Raw genomic sequence first — 17,244 nt, forward strand, 5'->3', positions numbered from 1 at the left:
AATAACGAGCCCCATAAATACAAAAAGGACGATATTCTTCGTCCTTTTTATTTTCAGACTCAATATAAAATTGAGCGATAATGTGGAAATAAGTCAGAGCTTAAACGTTTCCATCCTAGCTTGAAGATTATGAGCAAGGCTGCTAATTTGCTGACAAGCTACCGCTGTTTGCGATGCCCCCTCAGACATTTCTGTAGATGTACTATTAATCTGATCGACACTACGATTAAGCTCTTCAGAAACTGAATTTTGTTCGCTGCACGCCGTTGCAATTTGAGTGCTCATTTGGGCAATATTATCAACCGATTGTTCAATTTCTTGGATTTGACTGCCTGCCTCATTGACCTGCTCGACACACTGAGCAATCCCGGCTTGGCAATCACGGCTTGAGCTCCCCATCTTGTTGGTGTTTTCTTGCAGTTGATTGACTATTTCGACAATTTGCGAGGTAGAATCTTGCGTACGTTGAGCCAATGAACGAACCTCATCAGCCACTACCGCGAATCCTCGTCCTTGCTCCCCCGCACGCGCAGCTTCAATAGCCGCATTGAGTGCAAGTAGGTTTGTCTGTTCTGCGATACCACGAATCACGTCAACAACTAGGTTGATGTTATTCGAGCTAGATTCAAGCTCTTGTGCTAAGTCATCAGAGTCTTGAATAGTTTGTGACACTCGCTCTATGACAGCAGTGGTACGTTGAAGAGTATCTGTTCCCTTTTTTGTCACCTCGGTAGCTGAGTAAGCAGACGTCGCACCAACCTCGGTGTTTTGTGCTACTTCCCCTACTGCTGCTTGCATTTCTGTCATTGCCGAAGCAACAGAACTCAGTTCAAGCTGTTGATTCTGCATGCCAGAAGCGGTTTGAGAGGAGATAGCACTCACTTCCTCTACCGCCGCTGTAAGCTGAATTGTGGAATCGCTGATATCAGAAACCAATGAATGCAAGTTGCCTTGCATTGTTACTAGCTCTTTCAACAAAGTACCTAACTCATCTTTAGTAAGCTCTTTCTCATCAATCGTGTTGTTCAGCTGACCTTGCGCTATCTTGGAAGCAAACGCCAATGCACGATCAACAGGACGACAAATCGCACGAGAAAGTACGACAGAAGACAGTCCTATAACAATGAAAATCACTACTGCACCAATGCCTGCACTATATTTAGTAGCAAGCGCTTCTGCATGAACCTCTTCACCAATATGGTTGACCAACTCATTATTTAAGGCAAGCGTATCGTCCAAACTTTTAAGTGCTTTTGAATAGGTGGAGAAACTGGATAGCACGATTTTATTTGCTTCATCAGGCTTCCCCTGACTCAACAAGTCATTATAAGGCCTAGTTTCTTGTATATATTGACTCCAAGTATCCTTGAAGGTGTTAAACGACTTCTTTTCTTCAGGATTAAGAGCCAGAGATTCAAAATCAGCAATACCTGATTGTACATCTGCACGCCATTGATCTAGATCTTTCAGCCATTCACCAATTTGAGGGCTATTTCCATTTGGTAATAATGAAAACTCATCTTTTCGCACTTTAGTAATGTCTACTTGGATTCCCTTCAGAATAGCGACAGAAGGTAAACTCTTCTCTGTAAGAACTGAAATATCCTTATTAAGCGTCGATAAACTCAGTACCAACATCATCGATACTGCTGCAAATACAATAAATACGGTTAAATAGCTCAACCATATTTTTTTTACGACACTTAAATCTTTAATACTCATAAACTTACTCCAAACAGCGTTAATAGAACATTTCGATATGACACAAGTTATATATTCCCCGCTAATGTAACGACTTGATACCTTTTTATAATTCAGGCTAACGCGATAACTTCGCTCTATCTTGGTAATGTGTTATTACTATTTTCAAAATATAATCATGAACTCTGCTCATACATCTAATTACCTTCAAGATATAGTCTTGATAATCTAGAAGTTATCGTTAATTCGAGATAATAATAATTCTGTAATATTACAAATAGTCACGGTGAAAATGCTCAATCGCTGTCATAGGGCCACTAGCGATGTCTAAACATTACTCTAATAGACTGATATTGCACCATAGTGACTAAAGTATCAACAACGTAAATACAAACATGAATGTTATAGCTGAAACTCTGTGACTTAGTGGTCTAAATGGCAATCATTAACGGATACTCAGCATACCTAGTACTCGACTAAAAGCTTTCCCCCTCGTCAACTCACCTCATTCCCCTCACTCAATGCAAACTTGATCTCTTCGGATGAAAAGCCTTTACGACTCAACATGGCGTAAGCCTTTGAACGTTCTTTATGATCGTTAAGGTCATAAGACTTTTTCTGCAACTGTTCCAAGCAAGAAGTGTAAAAATCTAACTGTTCTTCGTTGATCAAACGATCGACTAACGATGACAGCTCGCTGGTATCGATTTGTCGTTGCCTAAGTTCTTGTTGGATAGAGGTCATGCCTTTACCTTTTCGAGCATACTTGAGCACTTCTTTCTCCAAATCGGCTTTTTCTGCCTTAATTTGGATATTACTTTTCAGTTCATACGCTTGCGGGTGCTGTTCAATGGCAACTTTCACCTGTTGATAGCTAAAACCACGTTTTTGTAATGCTGCGACAAGCTTTTCACGGCTCATACTAAAACTTGTATAGTAGTTGTTGATTCTGTCTATCAAGATGGTTTGTTCATCTATATTTTTGTCTACAGAAACCTTATGGATCGCATCAGCAATGATTGAGTCCGTTAACCCCTTCTTCTTCAACTTTTCTACGATATATCGAGAACCAAACTCGCCGAAGAAGGCTTGTTCAGCAAATTGCTCAGCGAAATCCTGATCAGATTTCAGATACCCATAACCTTTCAACCTACTCAATGTTTCATTGATCCAATCTTGATTATCCGTCTTCACTTTCAGCTTCGCAATCAACTCACTCTCTGTCATATCCTTCTGAGTTAGATGCCACATTGCAGAGTTCATAACACTTTCGATTCGTGTCGCTTTTCTTACTGTTGTATTTCTTGTATTGGTTTTTTGCTGTGAATCATTCATGTTTTACTCCTAGTCTCAACGTGCACTCGGTATCTGCTTTGCTTTCTGTACACCATTTGCTGAACATCTATCATCATAACTTACTTATTCTTGTCAGTGGCGCTGGCACAACCTATATAACACACATAAAAATAGGCACCGTGTCGAGAGCCCATTTATGATTAACTTTCCTTAGTCTTAAACGGTTCGTTTAAAGAAAAAATCAACTCTCTTCATGATTATAAATATGAACGTCTCGTTGAGGGAATGGAATCGTGATGCCTTCTTCATCAAAGCGTTTCTTAACCGTTTCTGTTACGTCCCAGTACACATCCCAGTAGTCATCGGTCTTAACCCAAGGCCTTACCACGAAATCTACAGAAGAGGTATTCAAGGTATGAAGCTTGATCATATGCTCTGGTTTTTTTAGCACTAAAGGGTGTGCAATGATGATGTCGTTCAACACAGATTTTGCTTTATCGATGTCATCGGAGTAACCAATACCAAAAACCATATCAACCCGTCTCACACGCTCTGCAGTGATGTTGTTGATCACGTCCCCCCAGATCTTGTTGTTTGGGATCACCAAGCGTTGGTTATCGATCGTTTGAACAGTGGTAGAGACTAAGTTCATGTCTTTTACAGTACCTTGAACGCCTGATACTTTAACCATGTCTCCAACATCGTAAGGGCGATAGATCAAAATCATCAAACCCGATGCAAAATTCGACAACGTATCTTGCAACGCGAAACCAATAATGATGCCCGCGACACCAAAACCAGTGAGTAACGGAGCTAGCTCAATCCCAATTTGAGAGAGTGCGATAAGCAAACCGATAAAAACAACGGCTTTAGATGCGATTGATACAAAGAACTCCTGCATTAATAAGCTAAAGTCCATTTTTGAGTGCGACACACTTTTCCGGACCGTCTTACGAGTAATATTGGAAATTAAACGAGTCACATACAAAATGCCTAAAAATAAGGCGAGTTTGACAATAAAAGAGGGGGTGTTTTCAAAGGCCCATGAGCTCAACGAGCGAAGCCACCCATCCAACAATTCGAGCGCTACATCAACCTCTAACACATCAACATTAATATCACCTGTCGTGGTCAGTAGTACCCGCTTGTAGGAAGTCACATCCACGCCAAACGGTTCCATTAAAGTGATGGTCTTTTCTAAACTTGCCACCATAGTACTAATACGTTCACTAAAGCGTTCAAGCTCGGTTTTAATGGCGGCTTTGTCTTCTTCACTAACAAAAGACAAACGCGCCTCTAAGTCTTGACGCTGTGTGTCCGTGTATAAAATGGCGTTAGTAAGATATTGAGAACGAGCAATTAGCGCCGTTTTTAACTCACTTTCATGGACAGTGACATCTACACCACGATTTTTCGACCAATTTAATGTCTTAGACAGCTGCTGATAGTAAGTGTCCATCATTCGGACTCGTCTTTGAATTTGTAATTCGAGACGCTTTTGAACATCATTTTCAGCGGAAAGGCTTTCCTTGGTCATTGAAGCAATTTTAACTTCATTCAATGCCAGCAATTTTTGTAAGAGTTCAACCTGCTTAGCAAGAGTGACATCAAGCCCCTCTTTTGTATCGGATGATAACTGGGAAATAATCTCTTCTCGTAAGCTTTGGTTCTTACGCCTTAATATATCTTCCAGAAATGGTTTCTCCGCATCATGCGCCGTTTCTAGTGTTGCCAAATCAAGCAATAACTGATCTTGTACTGCTGCTATTTTTTCAACGCTTTGCGCAAAACTGCCAAATGCTACAAACGTCAACATTAACAATAGACAACGCCAAACCTTCATCATACTCATCCCTACCATTGTCTACATTGACCCTATCAATAGTAGTAAAAAGAAGATGAATAACAAACATTTAAACGTATGTTATGTTAAAAGTTTGCAAAAAATCAGTTGGCATCTAATATTTCAAAGTTCCAATCCCTTCTTATGATCTGTAGAGTACGCATCCAACAAAGAACAACAGCCAATATCACCACTGAAGCGCATGCACTAAAACGCCATCAGCAGGATGTTGGCTCACAGCAAGAGAGCATACAAATGAACAACGAACTTGATATTATTGAGTCTCTAGAAGAGCTAGAAAAATTCTTAGTTTCAGTGGAAGCCGGCGGCTTAGGCCTTGAAGGGGTTGAAGGCGTAGGTATGGCAACCAATAACGCAGATGGCCGTCACTTCGTTGCTGTATTCAATAGCAGCCACAAAGTTCTGCTTGCACGTTGGATCACCCAAGAAGTGTTTGATAATGGCAAAGACCTAGTACGGAACGGCCCTCGTCGCACTCACTAAGGCGCTCTAATTCGTCGCGACGAAGCACTAAAAACCAATTGAAAAAGCCCAATTTGATTCCTAACGAGCGATTGGGCTTTTTCATGTCTGACGCTTAAAGCACCTCATGTCTATTGCACTTTAGTACATATCAATACCGCCCCTCACCGCTTATATTGATGCCATTTAAATATAAACACGACTCATAGAAAAAAGAACAGATTATTATGAACTTAAGTTGGACGTTGGTGCCTTAGACGCTAGGCTGTGCATCTACCTAGCCTTGCCACTTTAACAATTTTATGACTTGTGGCACGAAGCAAAGTTATCTAAGCTAGCCTGCTTATATCCCATGTTAAATACTAACTGATTCGATTACTGACTGATTTGCTGAATACACCGCTACTTTTTTTATCCCAACAGAACCGCCAACAAAGGCAATCGCTTTGGGCGCTTCTTCTTACCGGACTGGTTATCGTAACTTGTCTGGCGAGCACGCTATCAGCAAAGAAAGTAACGGTTTCCAACTTCCTTATTGGCCAATCAGTATTCGTTGGTGCAGAAACGAATGGCCCACAAGTGGTAGTCGCATCATTAGAGAGAATATCAGCACTCTATGACAGCGTGTTTGGTTCAGAAGCATCTAAAGCACTAACGGAGTCTAATTCGAACTCATGCAATCTGAGCTCGAAAATGCTCACCTTCGCCACGCCGAAAACCGGTTGGCTGATCCCTTTCATTCTATTTATCGCTGTCGAATTCAGCCTTTCACCTCACATATCGAGATTGTCTAGAGATAACCATCGCTCTTCTCGACCTACGAAACACCGCTTACACCTAACGCACTGTATATTTAGAGAGTGAATAACCGGGCTACTACACCCTTTTATTTATTTTTTGGAGATACATTTGTGTACAACACACTACTAACTAAGTTTGTCGATTCGTTGGCATTCTGCATGCGTACATGCGTGAAAACGCTAGTCACTGCCCTTTTGGTTATGACGTCATTTACTGCTTTAGCACAGACTACGGGATGGCTCAGCGCGCCTGAACATCCGCCAGTCAAAATGCGAATGATGTCGACAGGTGAACAGTCGGATGACGGTTCTCAGATTCAAACCGTACTCGATGTCGTGCTCGACGGCGACTGGAAAACCTACTGGCGCAGCCCAGGCGAAGGTGGTATTCCACCAAGCTGGGACTGGTCTGATTCAACAAACATTGAGTCGGTAGAGTGGCACTGGCCAATTCCGAAGTACTACGAGCAGCTCGACGTCATGACGTTAGGCTACAAAAAGCACGTCAGCTTTCCGGTCACACTGACACTGAAAGACAACACTAAGCCCGCCATGTTTAAGGCTTCGCTCACCTTTCCGTCGTGCACTAATATCTGTGTGTTAACCGATTACGACATCGAACTGCCGATCGACCCACAAATATTAGCGCTCGATGAAGAAGCCATGTTCTTGTTCAATCAAGGCATGAGCCAATCTCCACGCGAAGCTAACCGCACTTCTGTGAACGGTCTGTTCTGGGATAAGAGTAAGCAACAACTAGTGACTCAGCTCATGAGTAAAGAAGGCTGGGATAAGCCGATGGTGTTGATTGATGGGCAAGAAGTGATTGATGACTTCTTCTCTCAGCCAACCGTTCATATCAATGACAACACAATGACTGCCGTATTCGATGTGAGTAACTGGATTGGCGAAGTCGACTTAACCGATCGCACCGTTAGCGTCACGGTTTCAGATACAAACTTTGCTGAAGAGATGACGGCGCAGGTTGGCTCAGAGCCTATTGCCTATCAATCAAGTAACACCAGCTTTATTGCGATGATTGGCTTTGCCTTAATTGGTGGCTTGATCCTCAATATCATGCCGTGTGTTTTACCTGTATTAGGAATGAAGCTAAACAGCATCATTCAAAACCAAGGTGTATCAAACCGACACATTCGAATCTCATTCCTAGCATCTGCTATGGGTGTCATCACCTCGTTTGCACTATTAGCTTTAGGCATGACAGTGCTCAAAATGGGGGGTAATGCGATTGGTTGGGGAATCCAATTCCAAAACGTTTGGTTTATCGGGTTCATGCTGATCATCACCCTACTGTTCTCAATCAACCTACTTGGTTTATTCGAGTTCAGACTGCCATCGGGTTTGAACACATGGATGGCAACCAAAGGCGATGACTCACATTCAGGCCACTTTGTTCAAGGCATGTTTGCGACGCTGTTAGCAACGCCGTGTAGCGCGCCATTCTTAGGAACCGCTGTCGCGTATGCACTCGGAGCAAGTTACCAAGAGTTATGGGCTATCTTCATCGCACTTGGTATCGGCATGAGTGCACCTTGGCTTATTTTCGCACTGTTCCCTAGCCTCACCCAACTGCTACCAAAGCCGGGCGCATGGATGTTCAAAGTTAAGCTGTTTTTTGGCTTAATGATGTTCATTACCAGCCTTTGGTTAACAAGCCTTCTGAGCCCATTCATTGGTAAGCTCCCAACCATCTTGTTGTCACTGTTTATCGTGATTTCAGTCTTAGTTTGGATTGGCATTAAGTTAGGACGTAAGGTACTGATTCCTATCATGGCAACCACTACCTTGATGTTTGGTGCTGCTCTTATTGTCGGTAGTGTTACTGCAGATAACTGGGCGACACCTATCGTTGATGACCTTGCTTGGCAAAAGCTGGATGCGAAACAAATTCCACAATTGGTCGATCAAGGCAAAACAGTATTTGTTGATGTGACTGCTGATTGGTGTATCACCTGTAAGGCGAACAAGATCGGTGTGATTCTTCAAGACCCGGTTTACAACCACCTGCAACAAGAAGACATTGTTTTGATGAAAGGCGATTGGACAACACCAAGTGAAAGCGTCACTCAATACTTACAAAGTAACGGCCGATTTGGTGTGCCATTTAATATCGTGTATGGCCCAAGCTATAAAAACGGTATTCCACTGCCCGTGATTCTGGATAGTGACACTGTCGTTCAAGCCATCGATGTTGCGAGATAAGTGATGAAGATTCCCAACAATGAAGAGAAGCCTAACACTACAAAAGATAACTCTATAAAGGATGAAGCTAAAAAGCCAAGTCGTCTTAAGAAGTGGGGAAAGGAACTGGTCTCAATGATACTGATCGTTGGCGTAGTTTCGTTTGCCATGGACTTTTATCACAGCAGAAGTATGCCTCAAGGCGCTGCGATTCCAATTGTGGGCCAATCGCTCCAAGGCAAAGATATTGATGTTATCGAGCTAAGCAAAAATGGTAAGCCAGTCATTGTCTATTTTTGGGCGACTTGGTGTGGTGCCTGCAAATTTGTAAGCCCAACCGTCAATAGCTTCGGCGATTCCCATCAAGTGGTTTCGGTCGCTCTATCGTCTGGTCCAGACGAACGCGTTCAGCGCTACTTGGATGCAAAAGAGTATGACTTCCCTGTTATCAATGATCTTTCTGGATTAATCAGCAGAAGTTGGGGCGTTAATGTCACTCCAAGCATCGTCATCATCAAAGACGGAAAGATCACTAGTATCGCAACGGGCGCAACTTCCCCTATTGGGCTTTGGATCAGAACCTATTTTGCATAACTCGCTTACCAAGAAAAAGCAAAGCAAAGTGAATGAGCCAATTTAACAAACAATAAGACCGTGATCGCGACCTAATAAGCGCGCACAATTATCAAGAATGAGAGAGTACATAACATGAAAAAACATCTGATAAGCACACTGATTTTGGGTTCACTAATGAGTGCTAATGCCTTTGCCGAGTTAAATAAAGAGCAAACTCAACAGCTTGAAGAAATTAATCAGTTTCTAAAAGAGAACCCTTCTACTATTTCGGGTCTGCATACCAGTTTAGAGCAGTATGTCGCGAGCCAAGCACAAGTACAGAAAGCCCAAGCGGAAAGCCACGAATGGCTGTACAACAATGACGCGCACCCAATCACAGGAAACCCAGATGGAAAATCGGTAATCATTAACTTTACCGACTATAACTGCCCTTACTGTAAACGTTTAGAAAAAGGCCTAGTTCAATTAGCTTCTGAAAATAGTGATATCAAAATTATCAATGTATACCTGTCATTTAAACAGCAACAAATAAACGAACTTAATACTAATGCCGCTCTATACGCTATGAAGGTTTGGAAAGATAACCGCGAAGCCTTTACTGAAGTTGATAGGTTATTGATGGCGAAAAGCGGCCTCCATACAAAGGCTTCACTGCAAGCTGTGGCAAAGAAAACAGGAACGGAAGCACAACTGAACACCACTTCAGACCAAAGCAACACACTGATGACGAACCATCAAACCTTTAGCGCATTAGGTTTAACAGGCACACCAACGATGATGATGAATGGCCAGGTCTTACCGGGCTATGTGCCTTACGACCGATTAAAAGACATCGTGGATGACGCTTTCTAATCGAATGTAGAAAGGTTGTGAGTCTTAGCAAAAATTGAAGATGAGATTGATAAAGCCTACTTGCGTTAACCCGCAGTAGGCTTTTTATGCGTTTCAAATGGCAAACCTAGCCACTGTCTAACTTTTACTCGCTCAATAAGCGGCACACCAACGCACCCGGCTCTCTTAGTGCATCCACGTTATAACTGAGTACACGACCAGAAGACGGTGCGTGATAGCGACGACATTCATTGCCAAACGCATCATATTGGATGGCTAACAGATCATCTTGCTCCACGCTTTGCAAAAGCTCGACCTTAGGCAGAACAAAACCACCAATATCAGCGCGAATGGACACAACGTTGTTGCCTTCAATCCAATCCATGCTTGGCAGTTGCTTCGTCTCTAACGGATCTTGTCCAGCGACCTCAAGCATCTCGTAATAGAAGAGCATATTTAAAACGCCATTTACCGCTCTTTGAATCATGTCTGGTTGAGTAAACTTACCCATCCCGACTTCTACAGTGATGCTCGGAATACCACTGCGATTCCAAACTGTTTCAAGAATCCCAGGGTCGCCGGGATCATTAAGGACACAATCTGGTCGCATCAGTCTCGCCATCTCCAAACATTGCTCGATTCGATAATCAGCGAAAACATAAAGTGGGTATACCGCACCACGAGTTTGGGTGTGGAGGTCAACGGCGAATGTCGCATTGTGCTTGAGTAAGCGCTCCCACAGTGACGAAACAAAGCGCTCCGCTGCTAGTCCGTGGGCATCACCGGGAAAGAGTCGGTTGAGGTTTGCAGGGCATGAGCCCGGATCGGAAGAGATGAAGTCACGACTGTGATTTAGCAAACCGGACAAATTCACGGTCGGCACGATCGTCACCGTACCTTTTAGCTTCTTACCCACCAAGTCTCTGATAATTTGTTGCGCAGCCAGTACACCATTTAGTTCATCGCCATGAATACCAGCGGTAACCATAAGCTTAGGGCCATCTTGGCTACCCTTGAAAACTGAAACCGGCATGTTTTTAGGTTGCCCGAGCCCATCACTGGTCACTTGGAACCAAAACTGATGCGCTCCAACGGGTAGATCTTCAACATTCAAGGAGCCTATAACCTGCCTGCCTTGTAAAACATCGCCTAAGTACTCTGTTTGCATCCAACTTTCTCCGTCTTGTTGAGCAAAATATATTCTCTTTTTAAGTTTTTGCATCATAGAGGATATCGTAACCAGCACAAGCAGTTAATTGATCCGCAGGCTCTACTCTATACATAAACTCCGTTCATATTATTCTCACATATTTCAAAGTGAAACCCTTCAAAGAGACGGTTCCAAAACTCTAAGCTTGTATGTCTATTTACAAACCACTCAATCACTTGAAGTAAAAGTGCAATAAAATCAACACCTAAAAAGTTCCCCATTCACGAAAATGTAATTCTATAGAAATGAAAGCTTAATTTATCTGCTCTAAATTGGCTTCATATCGAAACGAAGGGCACATTGCTCACGGATATTTAAAATATAAGGTAAGTGATTATGAAAAAGGCAGTTCTAGCTTCTGCAGTGGTAGCGGCACTAGTTTCAGGTTCATCTCTAGCAGCAACCGTTTACAGCTCTGATGGTACTGAACTTAAAATAGGCGGTCGTGCGGAGTTCCGTGGTGATTTCATTGGTTCAGGCGGTGCTGAAATAGACGGTTCAATGAAAAACAAGAGCCGTGTTCGCTTAAATGTTGGTGGTAATACAGAAATCAACGATAGCTTATCTGGCTTTGGCTTCTACGAAGCAGAACAAGGCGTCAACTCCTCAGCTGACAATGATGAAACCGATAACTTTAAGCAACGTTATATGTATGCGGGCTTTGAAGGTGGCTTCGGTGCAGTATCGGTAGGTCGTCAAGATACAGCAGCAGCCCAGATTTCAGAAATGTCGGACGTTACCATTTTCTCTGGTGATCAAAAAGCCTTCATCAATGCCGGCGACGAGCAAGTCAACAACACGTTTGTATATGCTTACGATGCTGATGCTCTTTCTTTAAAAGCAAGTTTAATTGCTGGTGAAGACAAAGATACAAACGGTTACGGTGTCTCTGGTATTTACACTCTACCTATGGGTTTAGGGTTTGGCCTTGGTTATTCAGGCAATGACAACGGAGCTGGAAATGGTTCAGCAACGGCTGTAATCGCTGGTATTAACTATAAAATGGATGCTCTGTACTTAGGTGCAACTTACACGATGGGCGACCTTGACGACAAGGCTAACACTGAATTCTCTGGTGTAGAAATTGCCGCGAAGTACAAACTAACCAGTCAGTTTGAACTCGCTGCTCTTTACCAAAAACTAGAAGAAGATGCGTCTCAAAACGTAACCGTAGATACCGCTGACTTCTTCGAGTTAACGGGTACTTACAAATTCAACAAATCAATTAGCACATACATCGCTTACCAACTAAACAACTTAGACGAAGTAAAAGATGCGACGACAGGCCTAACCACTCAAGGCGAAGATACACTTCGTCTAGGTGTACGTTACGACTTCTAATCTAGATTTACTTTAACTATAAATAGAAAGGTTGAGCATTTGCTCAACCTTTTTTGTTATTCAAATATTCTGACCAACTTCAGCAATGCTTTTTCTGGTTTCGTGGTGTTAAATCCGTATCATACGACAAACCATATCAAACAATTAGAAGCATCATGTCACAACACCATCCGATCCAAGGCGCTAGCTGGATGCTAACCGCTGGTTTAGCCTTTGCCGTGATTAATAGCCTAACTCAAATCGCGAGCATTCACTTCGGACTGACCTCTACCACCGTCGCTGTCATTCAATACGCCATCGCGTTGTTCGCCATTCTTCCTTACTTAAAAACGTTAGGCATTCGTCGCGCGCTCAGAACCGATAACCTCAAACTGCATGTATTTCGTGTTTTTTTATCGGTTATCGGTATTCAACTTTGGATATGGGCGTTAGCTTACCCTGTACCTATTTGGCAAGGTATTGCTCTTCTCATGACTTCGCCATTGTTTGCAACCATAGGTTCTGGGCTTTTCCTCAAAGAGAAAGTGGGCACAGCTCGTTGGGGCGCAACCTTAGCAGGCTTCGCCGGTGCTATGGTTATTCTCGAACCATGGTCCGAAGATTTTAGCTGGGCAACGTTACTGCCGGTTGGCGCGGCTTTCTTTTGGGCATGCTATTCACTGATGGTGAAAAAGCTCTCTTCACAAGACAGTCCTTCAACCATGGTGGTTTACCTTTTGCTATTGATCACGCCATTTAACATCTTGTTGGCCGTGCCTGATTGGCAAACACCAAGCGGCGGGACCATTTGGGTTATCTTAATCGTTATCGGTGTAATGACGGCACTGGCTCAATGGGCGATTGTAAAAGCATATTCCGTCGCTGACGCTTCTTTTGTTCAACCGTTTGATCACGCGAAATTGCCACTCAATGTATTGGCTGGTTGGCTGGTCTTCAGCTGGGTTCCACCAGGGCGCTTATGGTTAGGGGCGGCAATTATTATTGCATCTGTTGCGTTTATTACTCACTGGGAAACAAAAAAGCCGGCGAAAGTTAATAAAATTTAAGGCCAATGAAATAAATAGTTCTACTGTCCGTTCTATATTGATAAGAGAATTTTAAGCGAGGTCGTAGCCATGAAGAAACCAGTCAAGATTACACTATACCGTTGGGCAGGCAGCTGGGGTCCATTTAAAGTAAACATCCCATGTGGAGAATGTACCCTTACCAAAGACATTCTTAAGGATACTTTTGAGAATGAATTGGCTGATGTTGATGTCGAACTGGAAGTGAAAGATTGGTTATCGCACTGGTGGGAACCGCTAAAACTTGGTTCTTGGCATGCACCTATCCTTGTTGTTGAAGGCAAAGTTGTTAGCCAAGGTGAAGCACTCAATCGTGGTGTATTGGTTCAATCTGTAATAAAAGAGTGGACTAAACGAGACAGCCTGAAGGGCAATATCGTTTATGGCAAAGCGACCTGCCCATTCTGTGTGAAAGCTAAGAAAATGCTTGATGAAGCGGGTATCGAATATACCTATCACGATGTCGTTAAAGACAGTGCTGCTCTGTATCGAATGATTCCAGAGGTGAAAGCGCACATTGGTGAGAAAACACCAGTGACCGTTCCTCAGATTTGGCTTGATGGTACATACATCGGCGGTGCAGACAACTTAGAAGCATGGATGAAAGAAAATGGTCTAGATTCCATTCCAAACAATGTTGTCGATTTATCTAATCAATCGGCAAGCTGATCTTGCTTAGAGAGAGTTAGACTTCCGATAATTAACTAATCACTGTTTTGTTGTGTTTATCCACAACAAAACAGAGCGATAAAAGTCATCAATAGCTAAAACGAAAAAGGCCTTAAACTGCAATGAGTTTAAGGCCTTTCAAAATTCCGTTTGGGAAAATGCTTACTTAGCCATTTTCTTCCTCATTCGCTTAAAGAACGATGGCTTCTTTGATTTTGGCTTGCCGTATAACGCTTCGTGCATCATGTTTTTTGCTGCAATTTGACCAAGGTATACATTGCCTAGTTCGTAGTTCATGCTTATCTCCGCACGTAATCAACTTTCTTGTGCGCGGATTCTACACTTAAAACACCTAAAAACAAGACCTACATCACACTTTAGTGCGGGTTATTCATTTTATTACAGCGCGAGTATTTACGTTGTAATCACAATCAAAAGTACATTTATAAAAAAGCAGCTCATGTGAGCTGCTTTTTAAATACTTCGCTTAAAACCCACGGCCATCAAACTGAAGCCATTAGTTATTGGCGATAACCAAAACCTAGCTACGCTTTGGCTGACGGTAAGTTTTACCCGCAATTTGGTAAGTATCTTTTTGCTTTAATTCGAACATAGTTTCGAAGAACCAAGCTGCAAATTTGATTAAGTCATCGCCTTCATTCATTACGTGTTCGATGTACTCTTGCTCTTCGCCTTGTTCATTCTCTTGAAGCGTCACGTGGTAAATGCGCTTTTCGCCTTCCACTTCCGCTAGCGCAAATTGACCAGTCAGTGAAGCGGCAGCCTCAGCGACTTCAGTGTCCTCATTGGATTTCAATAGCTCAAGTGCTTGAGGTAGGCCATCTAGTGCGCAGATAGCTTTTACCAGTACTTCAAATTCATTTTGCTGCATTTTGTTTACCTATTAAATGGACCGAAGTATTGTAGGAAACCATCAACACAAATACAACGCTTTAACGATGAACTATGGAGTGCTCGTTGTTGAACTGTATTCACCCTCTGTTGCACCAAATTTCTTGTCCATTCTGACTGAAGACCAAAGCACTCCTCCCATAATAGTCCCAATGACCAAGTAAAACGCGCCAAGTTGCAGGTGATTTGTCACCCAACTTTCAACCAAGTATCCACCTAATAACCCTGCCAAACACATCTGAATTGAGCCTGACAGAGCAGAAACCGCACCCGCTTGCTTTTTATGAGGTTCCAGTAACATGCTGATAGAAAGCGGGAACGATATTCCCTGAGCTATCGCCAACCAAGTAAATGACCATACTAAGTTAAAAATTGTTAGCTCATGCGTAAGCAACCAACTTCCCGAAGCCATAACAATCAAAATCGCAAGGCTCATCAACTGCTGTGTACTAAACCTACGGTGAAGTATGTTTAACTTCACGCTCCCAATCAATAACCCTGCTGAAGGCACAATCATCAAAGAGCCATATTCCGCCGCAGTCAGACCCAATTGTTCTTGCATTAAGAATGGAAATAGCGACAACGATACCAAGCTCGCCATATAGAGCATCCAGTTGTAACTGGCACTACTCACCACCTGGCGGTTAGTCAACAAGCGTCCGTAGTTCTTCACCACTTGGCAGGCATCAAAGCGGCTCTTGCCATAAGGCAAAGTCTCGGGCAATACAAAATAACCCAGAATAAATATCGCTAATAGATACAGTAAAACAAACAGAAATACGGCCTGCCAACCGAGATGAAATGAGATCCAACCACCAAATACAGGCGCAATGATCGGCATGATCGAAGCCGTCAGTGAAATGTAAGACAAGGCTTTGGTCAGTTGAGGACCATCATAACTGTCACGAAGCACACTTCGCCCAAGAACCGAGGCGCTCCCCGCCCCTAAACCTTGCAACAAGCGACCCACCTCTAGCGCTGTCATGTTGTCAGAAAAAACAACACAAACGACAGTACCAATCAGATAAACCCCTTGACCCAACAAAAAGATAGGTCTTCTTCCCACCGCATCAGACATCGGCCCGTAAAATAGCTGAGACAAGCCAAAACCCACAAGAAACAGCGTGACAAGCAGCTGTACATCTACCTGAGTTACACTTAAGTCTGAAGCAATTAACGGCAATGATGGTAAGTAGATGCTCACTCCTACTTGCCCCGTAGCAATGATCATCATGGCTAAGAGTAGCGGTGTTTTTTTAAAGGTCGATTGGCTCAAAAAATTCCCTATTCGTTTGTTATTTGTTCATCAAATGAGTTTACATTCAAAACCAATAATTGATAATTAACCAAATTGGAATTTAATTAAGTCCTGATAGGAAATAATATGGATTGGATTCTCAACGTAAAAAGTTATGTCAAAGTGGTGGAAGAAGGTAGCTTCAATGGCGCGGCGCGCAAACTCAATACCACCAGCTCAGCGATCAGCAAAAGAGTAAACTGGCTAGAAGAGCGCATCGGCACTCAACTTTTAAAACGCACCACTCGTTCTATCAGCCAAACCGAGGCCGGTGCACTTTTCTATCAACGAGCGAAAGCTCAACTCGATAGTTGGCAGTCCATTATTGATGAAACTCGCTCGGTTAACCAAACGCCTGCAGGCCTATTAAAAATTGGGGCTACCATTGCGGTTGGTTCTAAATTCTTAGTTCAGTACTTAGATGACTTTTTGGAGAAATATCCAGACATAAAAGTACAACTTATCACCACCACCCCGGGTCAATTACCTGAACTTGGCTTGGATCTCGTGATCAGTCGTGAGCTGGAACAACTCAATTCATTAAGCTTTAAGAAAACACCACTTTTCGAACACAAAGCCAGCTTTTACGCATCACCTGACTACCTAACAAAACATGGTCACCCTACCTGCGAGCAGGATTTAGAACGGCATAACTCACTGATCTGGGGTGAGCGCCCGATTCGAGAAGTAACGTTAACCAAAGGCCAAAGGGTTACCCTGAACGGGAACTTTGCAACCACCAACCCAGAAGCGCTTTTTCATGCCGCCAAACGAGGAATGGGAATACTTCTGACCATTAACGCGATGATAAAAGAAGAGCTTAAGCAAGGGACATTAGTTCCAGTATTACCAAATATCACGGCTGATGAAGTGATGGTTTACGCTTACTACCCTAAGCTTGATTACTCACATACGCGAACCAAGCTGTTTTTGGACCATCTGAAAGATCGATTAGACAAAGAGCGCAGTACTCTGGCTCTGTGAAATAAATCACATTTAAATTTGAAAAGTTATACAAC

The 17,244-nt window shown here is 42.9% G+C and carries 16 protein-coding genes; 9 read left to right on the forward strand and 7 right to left on the reverse strand.

Going from position 1 to position 17,244, the window contains the following annotated elements:
* Positions 1-93: 93 nt before the first annotated feature.
* The 3 genes from OCT63_RS00205 to OCT63_RS00215 all read right to left on the reverse strand — a co-directional run bounded on the left by OCT63_RS00205 (position 94) and on the right by OCT63_RS00215 (position 4,843).
* Positions 94-1,722, reverse strand: a complete 1,629-nt coding sequence (locus tag OCT63_RS00205) for a HAMP domain-containing methyl-accepting chemotaxis protein (protein ID WP_161684716.1) — start codon at positions 1,720-1,722, stop codon at positions 94-96.
* 474 nt (positions 1,723-2,196) lie between these two features.
* Entirely contained in the window at positions 2,197-3,036 is an 840-nt protein-coding gene (locus tag OCT63_RS00210; protein ID WP_269982966.1) for a RecX family transcriptional regulator, read from the reverse strand.
* Between the two features lie 202 nt (positions 3,037-3,238).
* Entirely contained in the window at positions 3,239-4,843 is a 1,605-nt protein-coding gene (locus OCT63_RS00215; protein WP_161754138.1) for a mechanosensitive ion channel family protein, read from the reverse strand.
* 252 nt (positions 4,844-5,095) lie between these two features.
* On the opposite strand from OCT63_RS00215, the gene OCT63_RS00220 reads away from it, so the two are divergent.
* The 5 genes from OCT63_RS00220 to OCT63_RS00240 all read left to right on the forward strand — a co-directional run bounded on the left by OCT63_RS00220 (position 5,096) and on the right by OCT63_RS00240 (position 9,753).
* Positions 5,096-5,344: a hypothetical protein gene (locus tag OCT63_RS00220; protein WP_161672054.1), complete on the forward strand. Its 249-nt coding sequence runs from the start codon at positions 5,096-5,098 to the stop codon at positions 5,342-5,344.
* 366 nt (positions 5,345-5,710) lie between these two features.
* Positions 5,711-6,187 (forward strand): hypothetical protein, encoded by a 477-nt coding sequence (locus tag OCT63_RS00225; RefSeq protein ID WP_161671721.1) that lies wholly within the window; start codon positions 5,711-5,713, stop codon positions 6,185-6,187.
* Between the two features lie 95 nt (positions 6,188-6,282).
* Positions 6,283-8,346 carry a protein-disulfide reductase DsbD family protein gene (locus OCT63_RS00230; RefSeq protein WP_269983061.1) on the forward strand — a complete coding sequence of 688 codons (2,064 nt, stop codon included), beginning with the start codon at positions 6,283-6,285 and terminating at the stop codon, positions 8,344-8,346.
* A gap of 3 nt (positions 8,347-8,349) precedes the next feature.
* Positions 8,350-8,919, forward strand: a complete 570-nt coding sequence (locus OCT63_RS00235) for a protein disulfide oxidoreductase (protein WP_269982967.1) — start codon at positions 8,350-8,352, stop codon at positions 8,917-8,919.
* A 114-nt stretch (positions 8,920-9,033) separates the two neighbouring features.
* A complete protein-coding gene (locus OCT63_RS00240; RefSeq protein ID WP_269982968.1) occupies positions 9,034-9,753 on the forward strand; it encodes a DsbA family protein in 720 nt (239 codons plus the stop codon).
* Positions 9,754-9,877: 124 nt separating this feature from the next.
* Here OCT63_RS00240 and OCT63_RS00245 read toward each other — a convergent pair whose 3' ends face one another.
* Positions 9,878-10,900 carry a succinylglutamate desuccinylase/aspartoacylase family protein gene (locus OCT63_RS00245; protein ID WP_269982969.1) on the reverse strand — a complete coding sequence of 341 codons (1,023 nt, stop codon included), beginning with the start codon at positions 10,898-10,900 and terminating at the stop codon, positions 9,878-9,880.
* 378 nt (positions 10,901-11,278) lie between these two features.
* Here OCT63_RS00245 and OCT63_RS00250 point away from each other — a divergent pair, with 378 nt between their 5' ends.
* From OCT63_RS00250 to OCT63_RS00260, 3 genes are all read left to right on the forward strand, one after another.
* Positions 11,279-12,283, forward strand: coding sequence for a porin (locus OCT63_RS00250; RefSeq protein WP_269982970.1), 1,005 nt, complete (start codon positions 11,279-11,281; stop codon positions 12,281-12,283).
* 155 nt (positions 12,284-12,438) lie between these two features.
* A complete protein-coding gene (locus tag OCT63_RS00255; protein ID WP_269982971.1) occupies positions 12,439-13,329 on the forward strand; it encodes a DMT family transporter in 891 nt (296 codons plus the stop codon).
* Positions 13,330-13,398: 69 nt separating this feature from the next.
* Positions 13,399-14,016, forward strand: coding sequence for a glutaredoxin (locus OCT63_RS00260; protein ID WP_269982972.1), 618 nt, complete (start codon positions 13,399-13,401; stop codon positions 14,014-14,016).
* A 162-nt stretch (positions 14,017-14,178) separates the two neighbouring features.
* Here OCT63_RS00260 and OCT63_RS00265 read toward each other — a convergent pair whose 3' ends face one another.
* The 3 genes from OCT63_RS00265 to OCT63_RS00275 all read right to left on the reverse strand — a co-directional run bounded on the left by OCT63_RS00265 (position 14,179) and on the right by OCT63_RS00275 (position 16,204).
* Positions 14,179-14,313 carry a hypothetical protein gene (locus tag OCT63_RS00265; RefSeq protein WP_099049792.1) on the reverse strand — a complete coding sequence of 45 codons (135 nt, stop codon included), beginning with the start codon at positions 14,311-14,313 and terminating at the stop codon, positions 14,179-14,181.
* Positions 14,314-14,557: 244 nt separating this feature from the next.
* Positions 14,558-14,908: a hypothetical protein gene (locus tag OCT63_RS00270; RefSeq protein ID WP_017057980.1), complete on the reverse strand. Its 351-nt coding sequence runs from the start codon at positions 14,906-14,908 to the stop codon at positions 14,558-14,560.
* A 72-nt stretch (positions 14,909-14,980) separates the two neighbouring features.
* Positions 14,981-16,204 (reverse strand): multidrug effflux MFS transporter, encoded by a 1,224-nt coding sequence (locus OCT63_RS00275; protein WP_161678605.1) that lies wholly within the window; start codon positions 16,202-16,204, stop codon positions 14,981-14,983.
* A 108-nt stretch (positions 16,205-16,312) separates the two neighbouring features.
* Between OCT63_RS00275 and OCT63_RS00280 the strand changes: the two genes are divergently transcribed.
* Positions 16,313-17,209 carry a LysR family transcriptional regulator gene (locus OCT63_RS00280; RefSeq protein WP_161671726.1) on the forward strand — a complete coding sequence of 299 codons (897 nt, stop codon included), beginning with the start codon at positions 16,313-16,315 and terminating at the stop codon, positions 17,207-17,209.
* The last annotated feature ends 35 nt before the right edge of the window (positions 17,210-17,244 follow it).

The sequence above is a fragment of the Vibrio sp. RW genome, assembly GCF_027587105.1.
In the GTDB taxonomy this organism is placed as follows: domain Bacteria; phylum Pseudomonadota; class Gammaproteobacteria; order Enterobacterales; family Vibrionaceae; genus Vibrio; species Vibrio toranzoniae.

Excerpts from the sequence above, each read along its gene's own strand:
- OCT63_RS00205 (WP_161684716.1), bottom strand. The coding sequence starts at position 1,722 with ATGAGTATTAAAGATTTAAGTGTCGTAAAAAAAATATGGTTGAGCTAT.
- OCT63_RS00210 (WP_269982966.1), bottom strand. The coding sequence starts at position 3,036 with ATGAATGATTCACAGCAAAAAACCAATACAAGAAATACAACAGTAAGA.
- OCT63_RS00215 (WP_161754138.1), bottom strand. The coding sequence starts at position 4,843 with ATGATGAAGGTTTGGCGTTGTCTATTGTTAATGTTGACGTTTGTAGCA.
- OCT63_RS00220 (WP_161672054.1), top strand. The coding sequence starts at position 5,096 with ATGAACAACGAACTTGATATTATTGAGTCTCTAGAAGAGCTAGAAAAA.
- OCT63_RS00230 (WP_269983061.1), top strand. The coding sequence starts at position 6,283 with ATGCGTACATGCGTGAAAACGCTAGTCACTGCCCTTTTGGTTATGACG.
- OCT63_RS00235 (WP_269982967.1), top strand. The coding sequence starts at position 8,350 with ATGAAGATTCCCAACAATGAAGAGAAGCCTAACACTACAAAAGATAAC.
- OCT63_RS00240 (WP_269982968.1), top strand. The coding sequence starts at position 9,034 with ATGAAAAAACATCTGATAAGCACACTGATTTTGGGTTCACTAATGAGT.
- OCT63_RS00245 (WP_269982969.1), bottom strand. The coding sequence starts at position 10,900 with ATGCAAACAGAGTACTTAGGCGATGTTTTACAAGGCAGGCAGGTTATA.
- OCT63_RS00250 (WP_269982970.1), top strand. The coding sequence starts at position 11,279 with ATGAAAAAGGCAGTTCTAGCTTCTGCAGTGGTAGCGGCACTAGTTTCA.
- OCT63_RS00255 (WP_269982971.1), top strand. The coding sequence starts at position 12,439 with ATGTCACAACACCATCCGATCCAAGGCGCTAGCTGGATGCTAACCGCT.
- OCT63_RS00260 (WP_269982972.1), top strand. The coding sequence starts at position 13,399 with ATGAAGAAACCAGTCAAGATTACACTATACCGTTGGGCAGGCAGCTGG.
- OCT63_RS00265 (WP_099049792.1), bottom strand. The coding sequence starts at position 14,313 with ATGAACTACGAACTAGGCAATGTATACCTTGGTCAAATTGCAGCAAAA.
- OCT63_RS00270 (WP_017057980.1), bottom strand. The coding sequence starts at position 14,908 with ATGCAGCAAAATGAATTTGAAGTACTGGTAAAAGCTATCTGCGCACTA.
- OCT63_RS00280 (WP_161671726.1), top strand. The coding sequence starts at position 16,313 with ATGGATTGGATTCTCAACGTAAAAAGTTATGTCAAAGTGGTGGAAGAA.